We start from the raw sequence: 18,386 nt of genomic DNA on the forward strand, positions 1-18,386 counted from the left end.
CTTATTAAGCCAGCGCCGGCTGGATCTTCTTGCAGGCGTCAACCAGACCATCGACGGACGCGACCGACTTTTCAAAGCCAGCTTTTTCGTCGCCTTGCAGGTCGATCTCGATGATGCGCTCGACACCTTCGGAACCAATCACGACCGGAACCCCGACGTAGGTGTCTTTCAGGCCGTACTGACCGTCGAGTGCTGCCGCACACGGCAGGACGCGTTTTTTGTCTTTCAGGTAGCTTTCAGCCATCTGGATCGCGGAAGCCGCCGGTGCGTAGAAGGCAGAACCGGTTTTCAGGAGGCCAACGATCTCCGCGCCGCCATCACGGGTGCGCTGAACGATTTCTTCCAGACGCTCGGCTGTGCACCAGCCCATCTTGACCAGATCCGGCAGAGGGATACCGGCAACGGTGGAGTAGCGTGTCAGCGGCACCATGGTGTCGCCATGGCCGCCCAGAACGAACGCGGTGACGTCTTCAACGGAAACATTGAATTCGTCTGCCAGGAAGTAGCGGAAGCGCGCACTGTCGAGAACGCCAGCCATACCGACGACTTTGTTCTTCGGCAGACCAGAAAACTTCTGCAGCGCCCAGACCATGGCGTCGAGCGGGTTAGTGATGCAGATGACAAAAGCGTTCGGTGCGTATTTGGCAATGCCTGCACCGACCTGCTCCATGACCTTCAGGTTGATTTCCAGAAGATCGTCGCGGCTCATGCCCGGTTTGCGCGGAACGCCGGCGGTGACGATGACAACGTCAGAGCCTTCGATCGCTTCGTAGCTGTTTGCGCCAGCGAGTTTGGCATCAAATCCGTCGACCGGGGACGATTCTGCAAGATCAAGTGCCTTGCCTTGTGGCATCCCTTCGCTGATGTCGAAGAGGACGATGTCTCCCAGTTCCTTCAAACCTGCTAGATGAGCGAGTGTGCCGCCAATCTGACCTGAGCCGATCAAGGCAATCTTGTTCCGCGCCATATCGAAAGTTTCCCTTTACGTAAGATGGAACTCTATGCCATCCGCCGATGACTGACGATGGCACTACTCCCTTTGCTTCGCCTGCGCAACCTCGCCAAAAGAATATTGCGCTGGCGAAATCAAATTTTTTCATTTCTTCCCGCACACATTCCTAACCTATAGGGAATGCGTACCTATGCGTGCGCCTCGCGCCGATCACCCGCCAGATAGGCTTCAGAACGCATTTCGATCAAACGCGACGCCGTGCGGTCAAATTCAAACGCTTCCGTCCCGTCTGCGGCAACATAAAGGTCGGTCGGTTCGGCCTCAGCGGAGATGATCAGTTTGATACCGTTGTCGTACAACGTGTCGATGAGCGTGATAAATCGCTTGGCTTCATTGCGCCGGGCTTTCGACATCACGGGAACGTCTTCAAGGAACACCGTGCCATAGGCATGGGCAATGCGCAGATAATCACTTGCGCCAAGTGGCTGCATGCAAAGTTCCGTAAACGTAAAGCGCGCCGCGCCTGCGGCCGTACAGCGGATCGGGATTTTCCGGCCCTTGTTTTCCAGCTCCTCGGCATGCGGTTTCATACCATGCGTCAGCTTCTGCCAAAGACGGTCCATTTGTGCGTTTGCATCATCGCCGAGCGGCGTCAGATAAATCGGTGCACCTGCCAGTTTTTCCAGACGGTAATCCGTTGGCGAATCCAGATGCAGCACACTGACTTTGGATTTTAGAAGGCCGATAAAGGGTTCAAACAACTGCCGGTTCAAACCGTCCTTATAGAGAAGATCTGGATCGACATTCGAGGTGGCGACCACGATCACACCAAGCTCAAACAATTGGGTAAAGAGCCGTCCAAGGATCATCGCATCGGCAATGTCGGTAACGGAAAACTCATCGAACAGAAGGAGCCGGGTTTCTTCGGCAATTTGAGCCGCCACTGGCGGGATAGGATCATCACCCTTCACTTCACCGCGTTTGTGCGCTTGCCGGTGTGCGTGAATACGCTCATGTACATCCGCCATGAACTCATGGAAGTGAACGCGGCGTTTGCGCTGGATGACCGTGACCTCATAAAAGAGGTCCATCAACATGGTTTTCCCACGGCCAACGCCGCCCCACATGTAAAGCCCCTCAACCGAGGCCCACAGCTGGTTCTTCTTTTTGGCAAACAACCAACCCAAAGAACTCTTTTTGGACGCCAGACGGGTCTCACCCAAACGTGTGTTGAGCACATCAAGATGCCGGACGGCTTCGCGCTGAACAGGGTCTTCAGAAATCTCGCCGGATGCGACAAGTGCATCATAACGGGCGCCCAAGGCGCGGTTGACCGGCAATTCCAGCTTCAAGGGCAGCGCTCCATTCATGACTGGTCATGGAGAATTAGACGGAACCTATTGCCCGGCGAAATAAAGTCAATCGGCCGTTGATGCAAGCCACCAAAAGGCGAACATCATATGCCCTGCCGTCTGGCGACCTCGTGACTACTGGCTGGTAGGTTCAATATAAACTGCTGTTTTTGATGAATATTTTGAATTTCATTTTCCCCAAAAACCTCTAGCAACCTCCGCATTTTTTGCAGTGTTGAAACCCATCCGCAATACACCTTATGATATATGCTTCACTAGCATGCACGGAGTGGTTATAATGCCTAGTCTCTTCCGCCGGTGCACCGACTACTCGAATTTTTTTATATCCCGATCTGCAAGATTTCTCTTGCGCGATTTGCTTTGCGGGATCCCGGTTCTTTTAATCTTATCGTTTTTGCCGCTATCCGCGTTGGCCCAAGACGCAGGTCTTAAAAAAATTCGCCTCGGCGTCGCATCCGTCGTCGGTGACGCCACAACAATTTACGCGTGGCATCAAGGCTGGTTTGCCGAAGAAGGGCTGGATGTCGAGTTGGTTCAAAACTCCGCAGGTGCGATCAATTTGCGGCAAGTTCTAAAAGGCGATCTGGATATTGGAACGGTAGCACCGACACCGATTGTCTATACCGCCATGGGCCGGAGTGGCTTGGACCCGAATTTCAGAATATTCGGCAGTATTATGCGCTCTACGCGGATGAGCAATCTGGTTGTGCTCGATTCCCGGAAAATCCAGGATGTTAAATCCCTAAAGGGCAACCGCATTGCCCTTCAACAAGGAACTGCATCCGAATTCTTCTGGCATCAAATGGCAATCGCGCACCATCTGGATCCAGACACGGTCGAAATCGTGAATATGCGCACGCCTGAAATTCCGCAAAATGTGGGCAAAGACCAATTTGACGCTGCCATTGTCTGGATCCCCTATGAGCAAGAGCTGGCCCAGAAGGCCCGAACACCTGCAAAAATCTACAACGGCGATCAGTTTTTCACCACGAGCTGGCTGACTGTGGCTCAACCACAGTTCATCGCGGACAATCCTGAAATTATTGAAGGATTTCTCCGTGTACTGTTGCGCGCTCAAAATCTGATGATCGAAGATCCAATGACGATCGCCTTGGTTCAGAGCCAATATGTGGATGCCAGTCCGGAAGAGCTTTTAAGGTTTTATACGAGAGCGACCTACCACCTTGGCCTAACGGAGTCCCTACTAATTAACCTCACACGGCAAGGCGACTGGGCCATCAGAAAGGGGTATGTCAACCAAACCATTCCAGATTTTAGCGTTTATATGGATGCCGAGCCGCTCAAAAAGATCACACCGGAAAGTGTGATGCTACTGCAATGACCCTCTCAGCAACCACAATAGGCCGAACCGTCTTCGTACTTGTTGCAACCAGTTTCATTTGCCTGACTGTCACACTTTACCTAATGGTAACAGTCTATTGGACCTACAACCAAGACCGCAGTATCCTCCAGGAAATCAGCGAAACCATTGGCAGGACAAGCACATCACTTGGACTCTCTCCTTCCATGCCGCTCATCTACCGGCAGCAGCTGATCAGCAAAATCGTTCCGGCTTTGCAGGAACGAAGCGACAGCATTCCTCTAGACAAGTGGCAACAGCTGCAGAACCGCTTTGCCAATGCCCTCAGCGGCATCGAGAGCTACAATCAGGCCGTCAAAACCAATCATTCAGAAGAATATCTCGACCACTTGCATGTTCAGTCGATGATGCATCTCAGTTTGATCCTGGAAGAAAATGGCAAGCTTTCGCGCATTCTTTATGAACAGCAGGCCAACAGAACCCTGTTTTTCATGACGTTGACCGGCATTCTTTGTGTGATTCTAATGGCAGTCCTCACTGGGAGCCATGTACTCTTTCACAAGGTCTTGTTCCGGCCGATCATTCAGTCCGCAAAACATATCCGCGCCAATCAAGTCGCTCAGCTGCAAACGGGCAGCAGGCTGGCCGTCACCGAACTCTCCTGGCTGCTGATGTCCTTGAAAGAATCGTGGCATCAGCTCGAGGTCGACGCGACCCACGATCACCTGACCCGTTTACCGAACCGTTTGTTTTTTTCGCGCCGGCTGAACTTGTCGACCAATCAACTGGAGGAGAACAATCGCCATATCGCGATTTTGATGCTGGACCTGGATGATTTCAAATTGATCAATGACACACTCGGTCATCCGGCGGGCGATGAATTGTTAAAAGTACTGGCCAACCGGCTGTCTCGGGTGGTGCGGGGGACAGATTGCCTCGCACGCCTCGGCGGCGATGAGTTCGCCATAGTTCTTGAAGGGTTAGACCCAATTAGAGCGGAAGCTCAGACTGCAAGTGTCGCCGAAAAAATTTTAACGGCTGTCGAACAGCCCTTCGAAATTGCCGGACACTCGCTGTTGGTCCACCTGAGCATTGGAATAGCCCTCGGCCCCAAGGACGGCGGAGACCCCTCCTTGCTGATGCGCAATGCTGATGCTGCGCTCTACCGGGCGAAGGCTCAAGGAAAGGGCAAAAAAGCTTATTACTCTGAGGATTTGACCACCTCGATGGAGCAGAATCTCAGTCTAGAACGGGAAATAAAAGAAGGGCTGACCAGCGAACAATTTTATCTCGCCTTTCAGCCGAAAGTTGATACGCGTACCAACCGGGTTATCGGCCTGGAAGCTTTGCTGCGCTGGTCCCACCCCGAACGCGGCACCTTAAACCCAGCTGCTTTTTTACCCTTCGCTGAAAAAAACAGCCTCATGCACATGATCAACGATTATGTGCTCACCCGCGTTTTCCGCCAATGTGCGGACTGGCGGGCCATGGGCCGGACGGTGCCGGTGATATCGATCAACCTGGATGCGAATTACTTACGCATGGGGAATTTGTGCAAGAAAATCGAAGGCCTATGCAAAAACAATCACGTGAGCGCCGATTATTTCTGTTTTGAGATTACAGAGGGAACGTTCTTGAACTATTCCCAGGACACGAAGTTCACCCTCGACCTCCTGCGCCAGATGGGGATCAAAATCGCAATTGACGATTTCGGCACAGGTTTTTCCTGCCTCAGTTACATTCAGGATCTGCCTGTAGATGAGCTTAAGATCGACAAGAGTTTTATCAACAATGTAGACGGTCCCGACTATGAGTCACCCGTTCTTGAAGCCATCATGGCGCTCGGCAATGGCTACCATATTGGTTTGATTGCCGAAGGTGTTGAGACGGAACACCAACTGGAATACCTGCAGAGCCGCGGTTGCTTCACAATGCAGGGATACTTCACCGGTAAGCCAGTCCCCTCCGAATCCCTACCATGGAGCGACATGCAAGCCCCATCTGGCATGCGGTCGAGCCGGCCGGCGACCCTTTATTTGCAATAATGGCAACTTGCCTCGCATGCCGCTCCAGTCCGTCCACACAGCCCAGACCCAAAGGCGCTGTGTTAGCTGAAACCATCTTTGGCTCTGCCGCAAGAGCTTTCAACTTTGACATTACATGCAAAAAACCTCTCCGGCTAATGCCGGAGAGGGGGCCTCATCGGTCGATGGAGGAACACAGACTGATGAGCATGGTCCGTCAAAGCTGTAGAAGCTTTGATTTCCGTCCGGATTGAAGCTCTTGCACATAGAGCAGCTGCGCGACCAAGTGACATTCAGTCTTGTCATCTAGGTTTGCTTTCCGGCCACGGCCATCGGTTAAAAGCCAGGCGTTTCCGGGTTTTACCACATCACATTCGATTGGTTTATCTGGATCAAAACCGGATTTCTTGATCAAGAGATGGCCAGAGCGGCTTTCTGCGCCGACTTCCATGCCCTTCATTTCCATACGTAGGGCCCGGTACAATTGCTGCACAGAATGAGTTGCGACCATCACCGTCTTCACGTCGTCGCCATCCATGGCGGCAAACCGGAGAACACCTGCCTCTGCCGGAATTGTCGAATGCGAACAGGGTGTTTTCTGCACATCACCAAGCGTTGTCCACTCCGCGCGAAGGGTAACAGTTGCTGGTTGCCGTAAAGACACCATTTCCCGGCCAAGCCGCTTCTCGGCCGCCTTTTGCGGATTGCGGTCTGCCCGGCTTGATCGTTGGCTTTGGTTTGCAATAGATGTGCCGCCAATCCGCAAGCGGCGGAAAACAATTACATCTCGATTGAGGTCTGTGCGCTCAACCCGCCAGCCGGCATCAAGCCAGGAATTTTGATGGACGAGGCTACCGCCCGAATTTGCCCACCAGGTACGGTGCTCGCGGGCACTGCGGGGTAAGTTCGACCCGATAATGCTTTCGACTTCATCCAGCTTCGCTGCCCAGACAACATCATCCATCCGAGCGAGATGTTCTCGCAGAGGTTCATATTTTGACATTTGCACAGTCCTTAGTTGACTACGCAAATATACACGTTTTACGAGCGCTGTCTAGATAAAATACCGAGGGTTGTTAACGGTAAAGAGAAACCGGCGCCCCGGTCGCTGTCTGGCCGTCGAAACGCCCGGATTCACTGGAATAAAGCTGCGCAACGGTCTGCCCGCTTCCGTCTTTCAAGACCACTTGGTTGCCGTTTAAATCCCAGGCTGAGATTCCCGATAGGACCGGCTCGTTACAACCTCTGGTATTTGCTCTATAGCCGCCAGACCAGGTCGTCAAAGTCATGAATGCCATACAATTATCAGCGCCAGAAGCCAGTTTCCAGCCGCCCAACAGGTCTGTCCGGCCCACTTGTTGTGCATTGGCCGGTGCCGTGAGAGTACCAGCGGCACCGTTCGTTCCGGCGCCATCACCATCTATGGCAGCAACAGTGGTTCCTGCGCCGGGGGCATTGGGATCCAGTGGCTGCAACGCACCAGAATCAACCGGAGTGGTTGGCGTCGCAGGAAGCGGCTCAGCATATTTCGGACCGCTGGATAGCCGTTGACAACCGGCAGCCAGTATTACCAGTCCTACAACCAAGCCCATTTTTGCCGCACGTTTCATACCGAATCAGTCCCTTGATGGCGTCCCCACTGTGCCGCCACTCTTAGCCTACAATTTGTCGAAAATCCAAAGGCAGCACAGAAACTCTACAAATTTCCGTTAGGCGAGCTTATTCCCGGTGGATAGGTCTGAGGCCATCAGCGAAAACCTGCAGGCTTTTCACCTGTTACATTTAATGGCTCACAGTGTGAGATACGCGTAGTGAGGCTGGCGATAAAAAGAACTGTACAACCAAAGCCAGCAGGCAAAACGCGTGGCCAGTTAGAGCCTTCCACAGTTCACGCTCGAGCCTCAAACGGAACAGATGGATCTATCAGACCGTCGATCGCCAAGCAGATGCGCCGCAGATATTCAGAACACGCAGAGAAATCGTCTTTCGGTGCACCACTTTCCGCAACACTCCACCAATGGCTGGATGTGGTTCCTTTCCAAGCTGGTGGCTGGCAAATCGCTTTCATATCGGAAAGGTAGATGATGCGGTCCGGCACCTCCGCATGCGGCATAAGGAATACATCAAGCGGTTTGGGGGCCAAACCCTTTGCGCTGATACCATGGGCTGTTAACAGGCGGGTTGCATGTTTGCTGATCTGAGCGGCAGGCTGAAGGCCTGCAGAAAACGCCCGAATTAGCCCGCCGCTCCTTGCATTGAGACATGCCTCGGCCATTGGACCAAGCAAACTGTTATCGGGACATACAAACAACACAGTGGTTTTTGCCACGGGGCCATCCTCTAGCGACATCGTGCCGGGGTTTCCCCGACGTCGCGCATCCCATATCCAATGGTCTGGACTCTATTGTGACACCTCTAGGTTTTGCCCAGCTTTCAGCACCACCTGGTCTAAGCCGCCCCAAAACACATCCAAGCTGGTTACGTTTCCTCCTGGCGCTTTTCGGAGAAGGTATCATAGGCCGCCAAAGCTTCGGCACCGTAGATCATGGAGGGACCACCGCCCATATAGACCGCAACACCAATGGTCTCCATAATTTCCTCCCGGCTCGCACCGTATTTGGCAGCGGCCTTGGAGTGATAAGCCAGGCAGCCATCGCATCGGGCTGCAATGCCGATAGCCAATGCAATCAGCTCCTTAGTTTTTGAATCGAGCACCCCCGGTTTGATCGCGGATCTGGCAACCTCATGAAAGCCTTTGGTTACACCCGGTATTCCCGTTCTCAGATCCGCCATTCTCTTGTCGGTCTGGGAAATAAACGCTTGCCAATCGCTGACGGACATTTTTGTCTCCTGATTGCCGGTAAATTAGGCAATCACTTAAGACCGCTGCACGGCGGTTGGCGTTGATATCACTCAATTTGCGTGCCAATGACCTACGGTACGGACACACATATTTGGAGGCGTTCATGCCCATTTCCATCTGGTGCATTCTTGTTGCGGCGATCCTTCCCATTCTGTCGGCCTACCCTGCCAAGCTCAGTAAGGAGTTTGACAATTCCAACCCACGCGATCCCAACTACTGGCGCGAGGGGTTTCGGAGACGGGCACAAGCAGCCCAGGCCAATGGATTTGAAGCCTTTCCGCTGTTTGCTGTTTCAATAATCATCGCCATCGGTCAGGGCGGTGCGCCGCACTGGATCGACCAATTGGCTGTGCTTTTTATCCTTCTGCGGCTTATCTACGTTTTTTGTTATTGGACCAATCGTGCCACGCCACGGTCGATCGCCTGGGGCGCCGCCTTCCTGAGCTGCGTCGGAATTTTCACCAGTCCGCTATGGAGCTAATCGGCAACAGCGAGGAATTTTAAAACTTTGTTTTACCCGTAACATTTGCATGGCGGGCCAGCATTGGTTAACGATGCTCGTGTGGATCGAGCAGCGCAACCGTCAGGGGTATAGAGTGCGGACGACAGACCAGACGACCACAACACTGCCCACTCGCAATGATTCGGTGGCTTCCCGCCCTCCGGCCGATGAACACATCGTGGATGTTCTTATTGCCGAGCGCGGCAAGAAGGTCATGGCCAGCCCTTGGTGGCCTTTCATCCGGCCCTTTGCACTCAAAATATTGCGGTACCGCTCTGCCGTGGACATGGCCAACACCATTGACCAGATGAGCGCACTCGATGTGTTCCGCCATTTGAGCAATCTGCTAGAACTCAGAGTAAACACCCTTGGCCTGGAGCGCGTGCCGACGGACGGGCCCGTCGTTCTTGTTTCCAACCACCCAACAGGCATTGCCGATGGTGTCGTATTGTTCGACGCCATCAAAGAACGCCGTTCAGACCTGGCGATCTTCGCAAACCGCGATGCCATCCGCATCAATCCACAGCTTGCCGATATGATCATCCCCGTTGAATGGCGCGCCGATTTCAAAAGCCGGGAGAAGTCGAAAGAAACGCTAAAACTCGCGTCTTCGGCCTTTTCTCAAGAACGGGTCGTAGTGCTGTTTCCATCCGGCCGGCTGGCGTATTGGCACCAGGGCAAATTGACCGAACGCCCGTGGATGACGTCCGCCTTGGCTCTTGCCCGCAAAAACAAGGCCCCGATCATTCCGATGCACATGGGCGGACGGAATTCCGGCCTATTTTATTTTCTTGCCCGCGTTTCCACTGAGCTGCGGGACATGACCGTGTTCAACGAACTGCTCAACAAAAAGAATGCCGAGTTCCGTGTGCATTTCGGCAAACCGATCCGGCCGGACCGGCTTGCGGGCGACCTGAGTGAACTGACCGACCAGATGCGGGTCCACTGTGCTGAGACGCTGGCGAGCGATCCGGATGCGGAATTTTAAATAAAAGCGCCGCAAAGCACAGTCATCCACAGGCCGTGCAATTGCCCAAAGACTGCGAATAAGACATTGTGCGCTGAGTTCAGGAGAAACAATCGCACATGTCCGCTTCACCTGCGCAGGCCGCAGAGGAAATTCCTCCGATTCAAGTTTCAACAGCACCGCCGGTCACCGGCGAGGCCAAGCCTTTGGCTGTGCTTCAGAAAATCTTCGGCTTCAGCGAATTCCGCGGCAAACAGCAGGCAGTCATCCAAACCCTGGTCGATGGCCACGATGCAGTTGTGCTGTTCCCGACCGGCGCAGGAAAATCGCTTTGCTACCAGATTCCTGCCCTGTGCCGACGCGGCATCGGTATTGTTGTTTCGCCGCTGATCGCCTTGATGAAGGACCAGGTGGGCGCGCTAACGGCCGCCGGGGTTAAGGCAGCCGCATTCAATTCCACACTCAGCCCAGAGGAGCAGGCGGACCTGAGAGCACAGCTGCAACGCGGCGAACTCGATCTGCTCTATGTGACGCCAGAACGCCTCAGCAACGAAAACTTCCGGCGGCTTCTGGATACGCTGGAAATTGCGCTCTTTGCGATTGATGAGGCCCACTGCGTCAGCCAATGGGGGCACGATTTCCGCCCAGAGTATCTCAGCCTGTCCGCTCTTGCTGAACGCTATCCAGGTGTTCCAAGGGTAGCTCTGACGGCTACGGCCGATGCGCACACACAACAGGACATCCAGGCCCGGCTGAAACTGGATGACGCGGAGGTTTTTTCTACCAGCTTCGACCGGCCGAACATCCGCTACGAAATTGTCGAGCGTACCAACCAGCGCCAGCAGCTTCTCGATTTTCTGAAGAAACATAAAGGCGAATGCGGCATCGTCTATTGCCTCTCCCGCGCCAAGGTTGAGGACATTGCCGAGTGGTTGTGTTCCAAAGGGATTCGTGCGCTGCCTTATCACGCAGGACTTCCGGCCGAGCAACGCGCAGCAAATCAGGATGCTTTTTTGCTGGAAGAAGACCTGTGCCTTGTCGCGACCGTCGCATTCGGCATGGGGATCGACAAACCGGATGTGCGGTATGTGGCGCATCTCGATCTGCCCTCTTCCGTCGAAGCCTATTATCAGGAAACCGGTCGTGCTGGACGGGATGGTGCGCCCTCAGAGGCCTTCATGGCTTACGGCATGGCCGACCTGGTGCAGCGCCGGCGCATGATTGCTGAAGGTGATGCGCCCGATGAGGTCAAACGGGCGGAAAACGCCAAGCTGAATGCGCTTTTGGGTATTTGCGAAACGGCAGGATGCCGCCGCCAAGCGCTCCTGGCCCATTTCGGCGAGACTTATCCGAAGCCTTGCGGCAATTGCGACACGTGTCTCTCCCCGGTGGAAACCTGGGATGGCACCGAAGTTGCCCAAAAACTGATGTCGGCGATTTATCGCACTGGCCAGCGGTTCGGTACCGGCCATGTCATCGATGTCCTGCTTGGAAAGTCGAGCGAAAAAACAGCCCGGTTTGGCCATGACGGCCTATCCGTCTTTGGCATTGGCCAGGATCAGTCGCAGAAAACCTGGCAATCAACGGCCCGCCAGCTGGTGGCCGCCGGTTTTATCGACGTTGACCATGCGCAATACGGCGCGCTTGTGCTGACCGAAAAGGCAAGGCCGGTTTTGCGCGGCGAAGAAACAATCGATCTGCGCAAGGACCGCAACGCTGCCGGGCTAAAAAACACACGGACGTCTCGCGCGGCTTCCCTTGCCGACGAACTCGACCAGGAAGACCGGCTGCTGTTCGACCGATTGCGCCGCTTGCGGACTCAGATCGCCCGGGACCAGAACGTCCCACCCTATGTTGTCTTTCCAGATGCAACGCTTGCCGGTATCGCCGCCGCCCGCCCAGTAACCCCGGACGCGCTCCTGGCCGTTTCCGGCATAGGTCAGTCAAAACTTGAGAAATACGGCGACGCCGTCCTTGATCTTGTTGAGGCCTTTGAAGCCGGTGTCTAGAGCAGCAGCCGAAAACTGGGCCCTTAAGACCCAGCTTTCGGCAGACCTTTGAAGGCTTCTTTGCCCCAAACGGCTTTGACACGGGCATCCCGGCCACAGGCTTTGCGATACCCCTTGTAGGCATCGGCTCGTGTGACATAGCCAAAACGGGTCAGCGTTCGTTTCTGGCTCTTATAATAAGCCTGGTGATACTCTTCTGCCGGCCAGAAAACAGCAGCGCCCTCAATCGGTGTGACCACCTTTTGGCCCAGCACTTTCTCGGCTTTGGCAATTTCCTGTTTGGCTGCTTTTGCTTGTGCATCCGTTAGGGGATGAATGGCGGTCGAATAGCCAAAACCGCGGTCGCAGAACTGGCCCCCGCTGTCGGTCACATCAACCGTGCGCAGGAAAATCCCAAGCAATTCACCGTAGCTTATTTTGCTTTCATCAAAATCGACCTTCACGACTTCTCGATGGCCGCCGCGCTCATAGGTCTTGTAGGTGGGGTTTTCAGACGTTCCGCCGCCATATCCGGATACGACGTCGCGAACACCAGGCAGCTTTTCAAGATCCGATTCCACACACCAGAAACACCCACCGGCAAAGACGGCTGTTTCGGCAAGGGCGGGGGCTGTTGATGCAGCTCCGCTTATAAGGGCCGCAAGTGCAAACGGGACTAAGCGTTTCATAGAAATCCTCCATCAGTTGCCACCAGAGCTAACGCATCTGTTGATGAAGGCAACTCAACTCCGATGGCATTCCCGCACAAGCGTGTGAGGCCGATGTGACCGCTTCATCAAGCCAAGGGTTTCAGCCCCCTTGCAGGCAAGTCCCATCTAGTGCGCGTGCAGGTATGAACTTGGCCTAAGGCCCATCCTTCCTGCACGAACAATCCTTTGCTTTAAGCTTTCTAGCTGCTGGTTGAGGGCTGAAGCGGCCTCGCCCCGGACCAGTCGATCCTTTGTGTTGCGAACATCGTAACGGCAAGCGCCGCGAAGGCGATTATGGCGCCGATCAAGAGCGCATAGTCCTGTTCGCGCATAAGGGCATAGAGCGCTCCGAATACCCCGCCAAGCACTAAGGCCATAATCACACCGGCACTCCGGCTTTTTAAAGACGTGCCGACGTAGACCGTATTCAGAACCGTTGCTGCAGAGGCCGCTACTAAATAGGCCGGCCCGTATCCGATATGTTCCGAAAGGGCCAACAGCATCAGATAAAAGATGATCAGGGCAATGCCGACCAGCCCATACTGAATCCAATGAAATTGCCAGGTCGACCGCATCTCCAAAACAAAGACCGCCAAAAACGTCAGGCTGATAAAGCCGATGGCGTATTTCAGCGATCTGGAAATTGTTTGGTAGAAATTCACTGGTTCGACGAATTTAACTCCCATCAATTTGTCAGACAGCGGCAGCGTGCTGGTTTCCAGCATTTTAGGAATTCCGCGCGCCAGATAGGGGATCGTCCAGGCCGCTTTGAAACCCGTTTCGGTGATTTCCCGGTTTTCCGGAAGGAAAGCGCCGGTAAAGCCGGGGTGCGGCCAATCCGACTGCAGCTTAACTAATGTAGTTTGCCCGGCTGGCGCCACATAGATGGACCTGGAGCCATTCAGTTGCAGGGTCATGTCAAAAGAAAAACCCTTCTGCCAGACCGCAGGCAAGATAGCAGCATTGATGCCGGAACCGCCGTGTTTGGCAAGCGGTCCAAGCCCCGGTTCAAATTGGACAGTGGCCGATTTACTGACACTGAGAGCTACTTCACTGCGTAAGGCCCGAACATCCGATATGCCCAACACAACAGCCGCCTTACCGGCGGCAATGGCTATGGTTCCTCCATGTACGGGTTCAAACATACCGGGCGGTGGTGCCGTAAACCGGCCGGTGAGAGCAAATTTCCCTTGATAGACTGGCAATTTGTAGATGGATTTCCGGCGCTCTTCCACATCGACGTCTCCGGTCACCTCAAGGCGCTCCGGGAACAAAACCGCGGTCCGATGCCGAACCTCTTTTTTACGTTTTTCGCCCTCTCCGACGTGCACGGTCTCGGTGAACGGGATGACCAAGTAAGGGCCATTGACGGTCTGCGTTCCTCCCCAGGAGCGGGCGATATCTGTGGCCACATCGCGGGCGCGGTCAGATCGCTCTTCTACCAGTATCCAGACAAGCGTACTTGGTATGAGAAGAACGATGGTCAAAAGCCCAATCAAAACACATTTCACAGCCGGTGATTTCAGAACAGCCGGCAATCTTGGCGATAATTCTGTTTCCGATGAGCCGTTTCGCGGCCTTGGCGAACCTGCCGAAGGGTTTGTCATGTTGCGCAATCCTCTGCCTATAGGGCGCCCACAAGCATCATCAAAACGATACAATCAGAGGATAATTCGAAGCCTTGAAGGATTTTCCGAGGTGAAACTGTGGTGTTTGTTTGCCCGCAGACTTGTCAATTTAGGCAGGCAGCGGCTGCATTAACGTTACTTCTAGCAATGGAAATATTCGATCTCTGGTTCGCCAAATTCGACAATAAGCGGTAAATTTAACCTTGTGATAATTATATAGATTCTTAATATAATTCCAGTGTCTTTTACTCAAAAGGCCTCCAATCAACGTGAAAACCTGACGGAATCTGTTGTGAACAAAATACGGAAGAATCCTTGGCGCTGGCTGAAACTCAACTCGATTCAACTTTTGATCTCAACAACCTAACCTGCAACTCAAACTGTTTTCGCCGCAGCACGCCAAACGGCCGTTAACTGTGAAATGGGTTTATACCGAGTTTTTCGACAACCGTGACTTGTCATCACTCGGGTGGCTGGTTCTTAATATTTCGTAAATAGAAGGACACTGTGTGGATGACCCCGTTGAACACCATGGCTCTTCGAGCCAATGCTGATTTTGTGCGCCGCGCCAATTATCTTCCGGCTCTGGTCGAGCGGTTGGATCTGTTCAAGGCCGAAGCGCATCGCTTCATGCTTGTGGCGCATTTGTTTGACGACACTATGCGCATGATCGATGCCCTTTCTGGCATCATGGATTTCGACTCCATCGTCGGTATTCCATATTCATCGGGAAGTGACGCGATTCGCATCAAGTGGCAGTCCCGCTACGGCACCATTGTTCATTGTCCGAAGAGCGAAGACGAATTCAAAGACACGCTGGCCGCAGCCATTCAGAAGAGTTTTCTGCTGTGCCGGTCTTCCGGCCAGAAACTGGTCATTCAGGAAGTCGGTGGCTACGTGGTTGAGCTTCTGCATGAACGTTTCGCCGACCAGCTCGATCTTGTCGAAGGTGTCGTTGAAATCACCAAACAAGGCGTGTGGCGCGCCCAGCAGCTGGATCTGCAGGTGCCTGTTCTGCATTGCGCCGACAGCGAGCTGAAACGGCTGGAAGCCAAGCGGTGCGGCGAGACCATCGTGCGCTGCCTGGATGGCCTGTCACGCGACCTCGGCAACTCCCTGGCCGGCCGGCATGCGGCTGTGTTTGGCGCGGGCTGGATCGGTTCCGGTGTTGCCCAGGCTTTCCGGCGGCTCGACGTTATTCCGATGGTGATCGATACCGATCCGCTGAAGATTGCGGAAGCCCGCCTCTCCGGTCTGCACGCTGTTTTATCACCAAAAGATCTCGACAAATGCGACCTGGTGGTCGGAGCGACCGGCCGCCTGTCGATCACCGAACCAGTGCTGCGCCAACTGCGCGACGGCTGCATTGTCGCCAGCGCCAGCTCAAGGAGAATCGAGATCGACGTCGACTATCTGGAAACGATGCCGAGCGCAGACGTCCACCCGTCGATCAAAGCTTTTCATTTTCCTAAAGACGATGGTCACGGAGACCGCCAGATTTGCCTGGTGAACGATGGCTATCCCGCCAATTTTATTCCCGGATCGGGCAGTGTCGCCGATGAGATCGTGGAACTTATCCTCGGCGAACTGATCGTGCTGATGTCTGACATCACGCTCTACCCCTTCGAACCGGGCATTCATCGGATTGCGCCTGCCAGCGAGGCGCTTTGTACGCAGCTGTGGATTGAGCAAAGGGACCAACTATGACAGACGTGACCAACGAGTTGACGGTTCACTCACAGTACCTCGTGAAGAAACTGTCCAACTCCAAGCAGAACCTATACGGCACCGTCAAATTCGACGTCGTTTCCCGGAAAATCCGGTCCTGGGCAAAAGGGCGCACTGACGTTCCAAAAATCCTCGATATCGGCTGTTCCACATCGATTTCAAAAGAATACCTGGCTGCAACCGGCCTCAATTTTGAATATTGCGGCGCCGACTATGAAGCTGCTTTCCAGCCGGATATCGTGCTTGATGCTACGAAGCTGAGCGAGCACCGTGAGGATCTGCCTTGGCGTCCGGACGTCATTACCCTGCTCGATGTTCTGGAACATCTGCCCGGAAAGGCCAATGACATAGAATCCACCATGCGCCAGTGCTGCGAAGTGGTGAAGCCGGGTGGGCTGGTTCTGGCTGTCGTGCCGCAACTTTACCGGTTGGACCGGTTGAAGTTTGACCATCTGCACTATCCTGAACACCAAGTCCGTTTTACCTTGAAGGAATGGATGGACATCGTTGACCGGGCAGCCCACATCGAAGAAGTGCACGGTATTGGTTATTTGAGCGTCCTGCCCTACACGCCGATGTTCAGCCCCTGGTACAAAGAGCACAACCGGCACGGCAAACTGTTCCATCACCTGAGGTCGAAAACCTTTGAATGGGGCCCTCTGAAACCAGCTGAAATCGGCCTCACCCGGGCTCTCGGCCGTCTGCCAGGACTGCGTGGCTGGTGCAACAGCACACTGCTGGTGTGTCGAGCCAAGACATAAATCCTCTAAATGACTAGACGCTCCGGCACTTTTTGGAAGCCGGGGCGTTATTATTAAAAAGTGACCTGAAACACAGGTTTTCAAGTTTCATCGCCTTCTCAATTGCGCTCCCCGAATCCGCTTCCTAAGGTGTCGCTGTCTTTCAGCAAAAACCTGTGGTCACAGGGAGCTCTTCAATGTCATTGCATAAATCGAATTCAAGCCGCCGCGATGAGGTCTTCGACATCTATTCTCGCGATTTGGCCGAACAATCCTTGCCGAAGTTCAAGATGCCGGACAGAGCATCCCTTCCAGACACCGTATACAATCTGATCCACGACGAGTTGCTGCTTGACGGCAACTCCCGGCAAAACCTTGCCACCTTCTGCACCACCTTTGTCTCTCCCCAGGCGCAGCAGTTGATGCAAGACTGTGTCGATAAGAACATGATCGACCAGGATGAATATCCGCAAACCGCGGAGATTGAACACCGCTGCGTTCATATTCTCGCCGACCTTTGGAACGCTCCAGAAGCCCAATCAACGCTCGGATGTTCAACAACCGGCTCCTCCGAGGCGGCCATGCTCGGCGGGTTGGCACTCAAATGGAAATGGCGCAAACGCCAGGAGGCAGCCGGTAAACCGACGGACAAACCCAATCTCATCTGCGGCCCTGTACAGATCTGCTGGCATAAATTCGCCCGCTATTTTGATGTTGAATTGCGCGAGCTGCCGATCCTTGAAGGCGAACTTGGTATGACGCCTGCTCAGCTCTCCGAAGCTGTCGACGAAAACACCATTGGGGTGGTGCCAACACTCGGTGTGACCTTCACCTGCGTCTACGAACCGGTCGAAGAGATTTCTAAGGCCCTCGACAAGATCCAAGCCGAGCGCGGGCTGGATATCCCCATTCATGTCGACGCCGCTTCTGGTGGGTTCATTGCCCCCTTCCTTCATCCGGATGTTGTTTGGGATTTCCGGTTGCCGCGGGTGAAGTCCATCAACGCATCTGGTCATAAATACGGGCTTTCGCCGCTTGGGGTGGGCTGGGCGATTTGGCGCGAGCCGGAAGATTTGCCGGAAGAACTGATCTTCAACGTCGATTACCTCGGCGGTGAAGTGCCAACCTTTGCGCTTAACTTTTCGCGCCCAGCTGGCGAAATCGTAGCGCAGTATTACCAGTTCCTCCGCCTTGGCCGGGAGGGTTACACAAATGTGCAAGGAGCCTGCGCCGAAACCGCCCAGTACCTTGGCCGCGAGTTGGAGAAGACCGGCCATTTCAACATGCTTTACGACGGGGACGGCGGTCTTCCTGCAGTCTGTTACACATTAAAAAACAGCTCTGATCGGAGCTATACACTTTATGATGTGTCGGAGCGCCTTCGCATGCGCGGCTGGCAGATTGCATCCTATCCATTGCCGTCGAACCGGCATGATACCATCGTCCAGCGGGTCATGGTCCGCCATGGCATGGGCCGGGATCTGATGGCCCTCCTGGTTGAGGACATAAAGCGGACAATCGCCTTCCTCGACCGCAATCCAATGACCAACTCGGAAGCCAAGGCTTCCTTCCATCACGGGAAGTAAGCCG

General features: G+C 54.2%; 16 protein-coding genes. 8 read left to right on the forward strand and 8 right to left on the reverse strand.

Translation table 11 applies throughout. The annotated features are described in order from the left end of the window. Nucleotides 1–4 precede the first annotated feature (4 nt). Nucleotides 5–967, reverse strand: a complete 963-nt coding sequence (gene mdh / locus ACOOFE_RS24560) for a malate dehydrogenase (protein ID WP_420412463.1) — start codon at nucleotides 965–967, stop codon at nucleotides 5–7. A 173-nt stretch (nucleotides 968–1,140) separates the two neighbouring features. After that, nucleotides 1,141–2,322 carry a cell division protein ZapE gene (zapE, locus tag ACOOFE_RS24565; RefSeq protein WP_420412464.1) on the reverse strand — a complete coding sequence of 394 codons (1,182 nt, stop codon included), beginning with the start codon at nucleotides 2,320–2,322 and terminating at the stop codon, nucleotides 1,141–1,143. 349 nt (nucleotides 2,323–2,671) lie between these two features. Here zapE and ACOOFE_RS24570 point away from each other — a divergent pair, with 349 nt between their 5' ends. Both ACOOFE_RS24570 and ACOOFE_RS24575 read left to right on the forward strand, forming a co-directional pair. Then, the gene (locus ACOOFE_RS24570; protein WP_420412465.1) at nucleotides 2,672–3,667 is read left to right on the forward strand and encodes an ABC transporter substrate-binding protein; all 996 of its coding nucleotides are present in this window, start codon (nucleotides 2,672–2,674) and stop codon (nucleotides 3,665–3,667) included. After that, entirely contained in the window at nucleotides 3,664–5,691 is a 2,028-nt protein-coding gene (locus ACOOFE_RS24575) for a putative bifunctional diguanylate cyclase/phosphodiesterase (RefSeq protein WP_420412466.1), read from the forward strand. The genes ACOOFE_RS24570 and ACOOFE_RS24575 overlap by 4 nt, the downstream gene beginning before the upstream one ends. 196 nt (nucleotides 5,692–5,887) lie before the next feature. Here the strand turns inward: ACOOFE_RS24575 and ACOOFE_RS24580 are convergent, their stop codons facing one another. From ACOOFE_RS24580 to ACOOFE_RS24595, 4 genes are all read right to left on the reverse strand, one after another. Continuing rightward, a complete protein-coding gene (locus ACOOFE_RS24580; RefSeq protein WP_420412467.1) occupies nucleotides 5,888–6,673 on the reverse strand; it encodes a DUF7662 domain-containing protein in 786 nt (261 codons plus the stop codon). Nucleotides 6,674–6,746: 73 nt separating this feature from the next. Further along, on the reverse strand, nucleotides 6,747–7,280 hold the full coding sequence (locus ACOOFE_RS24585) for a protease inhibitor Inh/omp19 family protein (protein ID WP_420412468.1): 534 nt from the start codon (nucleotides 7,278–7,280) through the stop codon (nucleotides 6,747–6,749). Between the two features lie 278 nt (nucleotides 7,281–7,558). Beyond that, entirely contained in the window at nucleotides 7,559–7,999 is a 441-nt protein-coding gene (locus ACOOFE_RS24590) for a low molecular weight phosphatase family protein (protein WP_420412469.1), read from the reverse strand. Nucleotides 8,000–8,148: 149 nt separating this feature from the next. After that, nucleotides 8,149–8,511, reverse strand: a complete 363-nt coding sequence (locus tag ACOOFE_RS24595; RefSeq protein ID WP_420412470.1) for a carboxymuconolactone decarboxylase family protein — start codon at nucleotides 8,509–8,511, stop codon at nucleotides 8,149–8,151. Nucleotides 8,512–8,636: 125 nt separating this feature from the next. Between ACOOFE_RS24595 and ACOOFE_RS24600 the strand changes: the two genes are divergently transcribed. From ACOOFE_RS24600 to recQ, 3 genes are all read left to right on the forward strand, one after another. After that, entirely contained in the window at nucleotides 8,637–9,014 is a 378-nt protein-coding gene (locus tag ACOOFE_RS24600; protein WP_420412471.1) for an MAPEG family protein, read from the forward strand. Between the two features lie 115 nt (nucleotides 9,015–9,129). Beyond that, nucleotides 9,130–10,023, forward strand: a complete 894-nt coding sequence (locus ACOOFE_RS24605; RefSeq protein ID WP_420412472.1) for a GNAT family N-acetyltransferase — start codon at nucleotides 9,130–9,132, stop codon at nucleotides 10,021–10,023. Between the two features lie 98 nt (nucleotides 10,024–10,121). After that, nucleotides 10,122–12,011 carry a DNA helicase RecQ gene (recQ, locus tag ACOOFE_RS24610; RefSeq protein WP_420412473.1) on the forward strand — a complete coding sequence of 630 codons (1,890 nt, stop codon included), beginning with the start codon at nucleotides 10,122–10,124 and terminating at the stop codon, nucleotides 12,009–12,011. Between the two features lie 23 nt (nucleotides 12,012–12,034). Here the strand turns inward: recQ and msrA are convergent, their stop codons facing one another. Both msrA and creD read right to left on the reverse strand, forming a co-directional pair. Next, entirely contained in the window at nucleotides 12,035–12,679 is a 645-nt protein-coding gene (gene msrA, locus ACOOFE_RS24615; protein ID WP_420412474.1) for a peptide-methionine (S)-S-oxide reductase MsrA, read from the reverse strand. 221 nt (nucleotides 12,680–12,900) lie between these two features. Beyond that, a complete protein-coding gene (gene creD, locus ACOOFE_RS24620; RefSeq protein WP_420412475.1) occupies nucleotides 12,901–14,307 on the reverse strand; it encodes a cell envelope integrity protein CreD in 1,407 nt (468 codons plus the stop codon). Between the two features lie 534 nt (nucleotides 14,308–14,841). On the opposite strand from creD, the gene ACOOFE_RS24625 reads away from it, so the two are divergent. The 3 genes from ACOOFE_RS24625 (at nucleotide 14,842) to ACOOFE_RS24635 (ending at nucleotide 18,382) form a co-directional block, all read left to right on the forward strand. Further along, entirely contained in the window at nucleotides 14,842–16,035 is a 1,194-nt protein-coding gene (locus ACOOFE_RS24625) for an S-adenosylhomocysteine hydrolase (protein WP_420412476.1), read from the forward strand. Next, nucleotides 16,032–16,817, forward strand: coding sequence for a class I SAM-dependent methyltransferase (locus ACOOFE_RS24630; RefSeq protein WP_420412477.1), 786 nt, complete (start codon nucleotides 16,032–16,034; stop codon nucleotides 16,815–16,817). The genes ACOOFE_RS24625 and ACOOFE_RS24630 overlap by 4 nt, the downstream gene beginning before the upstream one ends. A 176-nt stretch (nucleotides 16,818–16,993) precedes the next feature. Beyond that, entirely contained in the window at nucleotides 16,994–18,382 is a 1,389-nt protein-coding gene (locus ACOOFE_RS24635) for a glutamate decarboxylase (protein ID WP_141183847.1), read from the forward strand. Nucleotides 18,383–18,386: the final 4 nt, after the last annotated feature.

Source organism: Roseibium sp. (assembly GCF_965216085.1).
In the GTDB taxonomy this organism is placed as follows: Bacteria; Pseudomonadota; Alphaproteobacteria; order Rhizobiales; family Stappiaceae; genus Roseibium.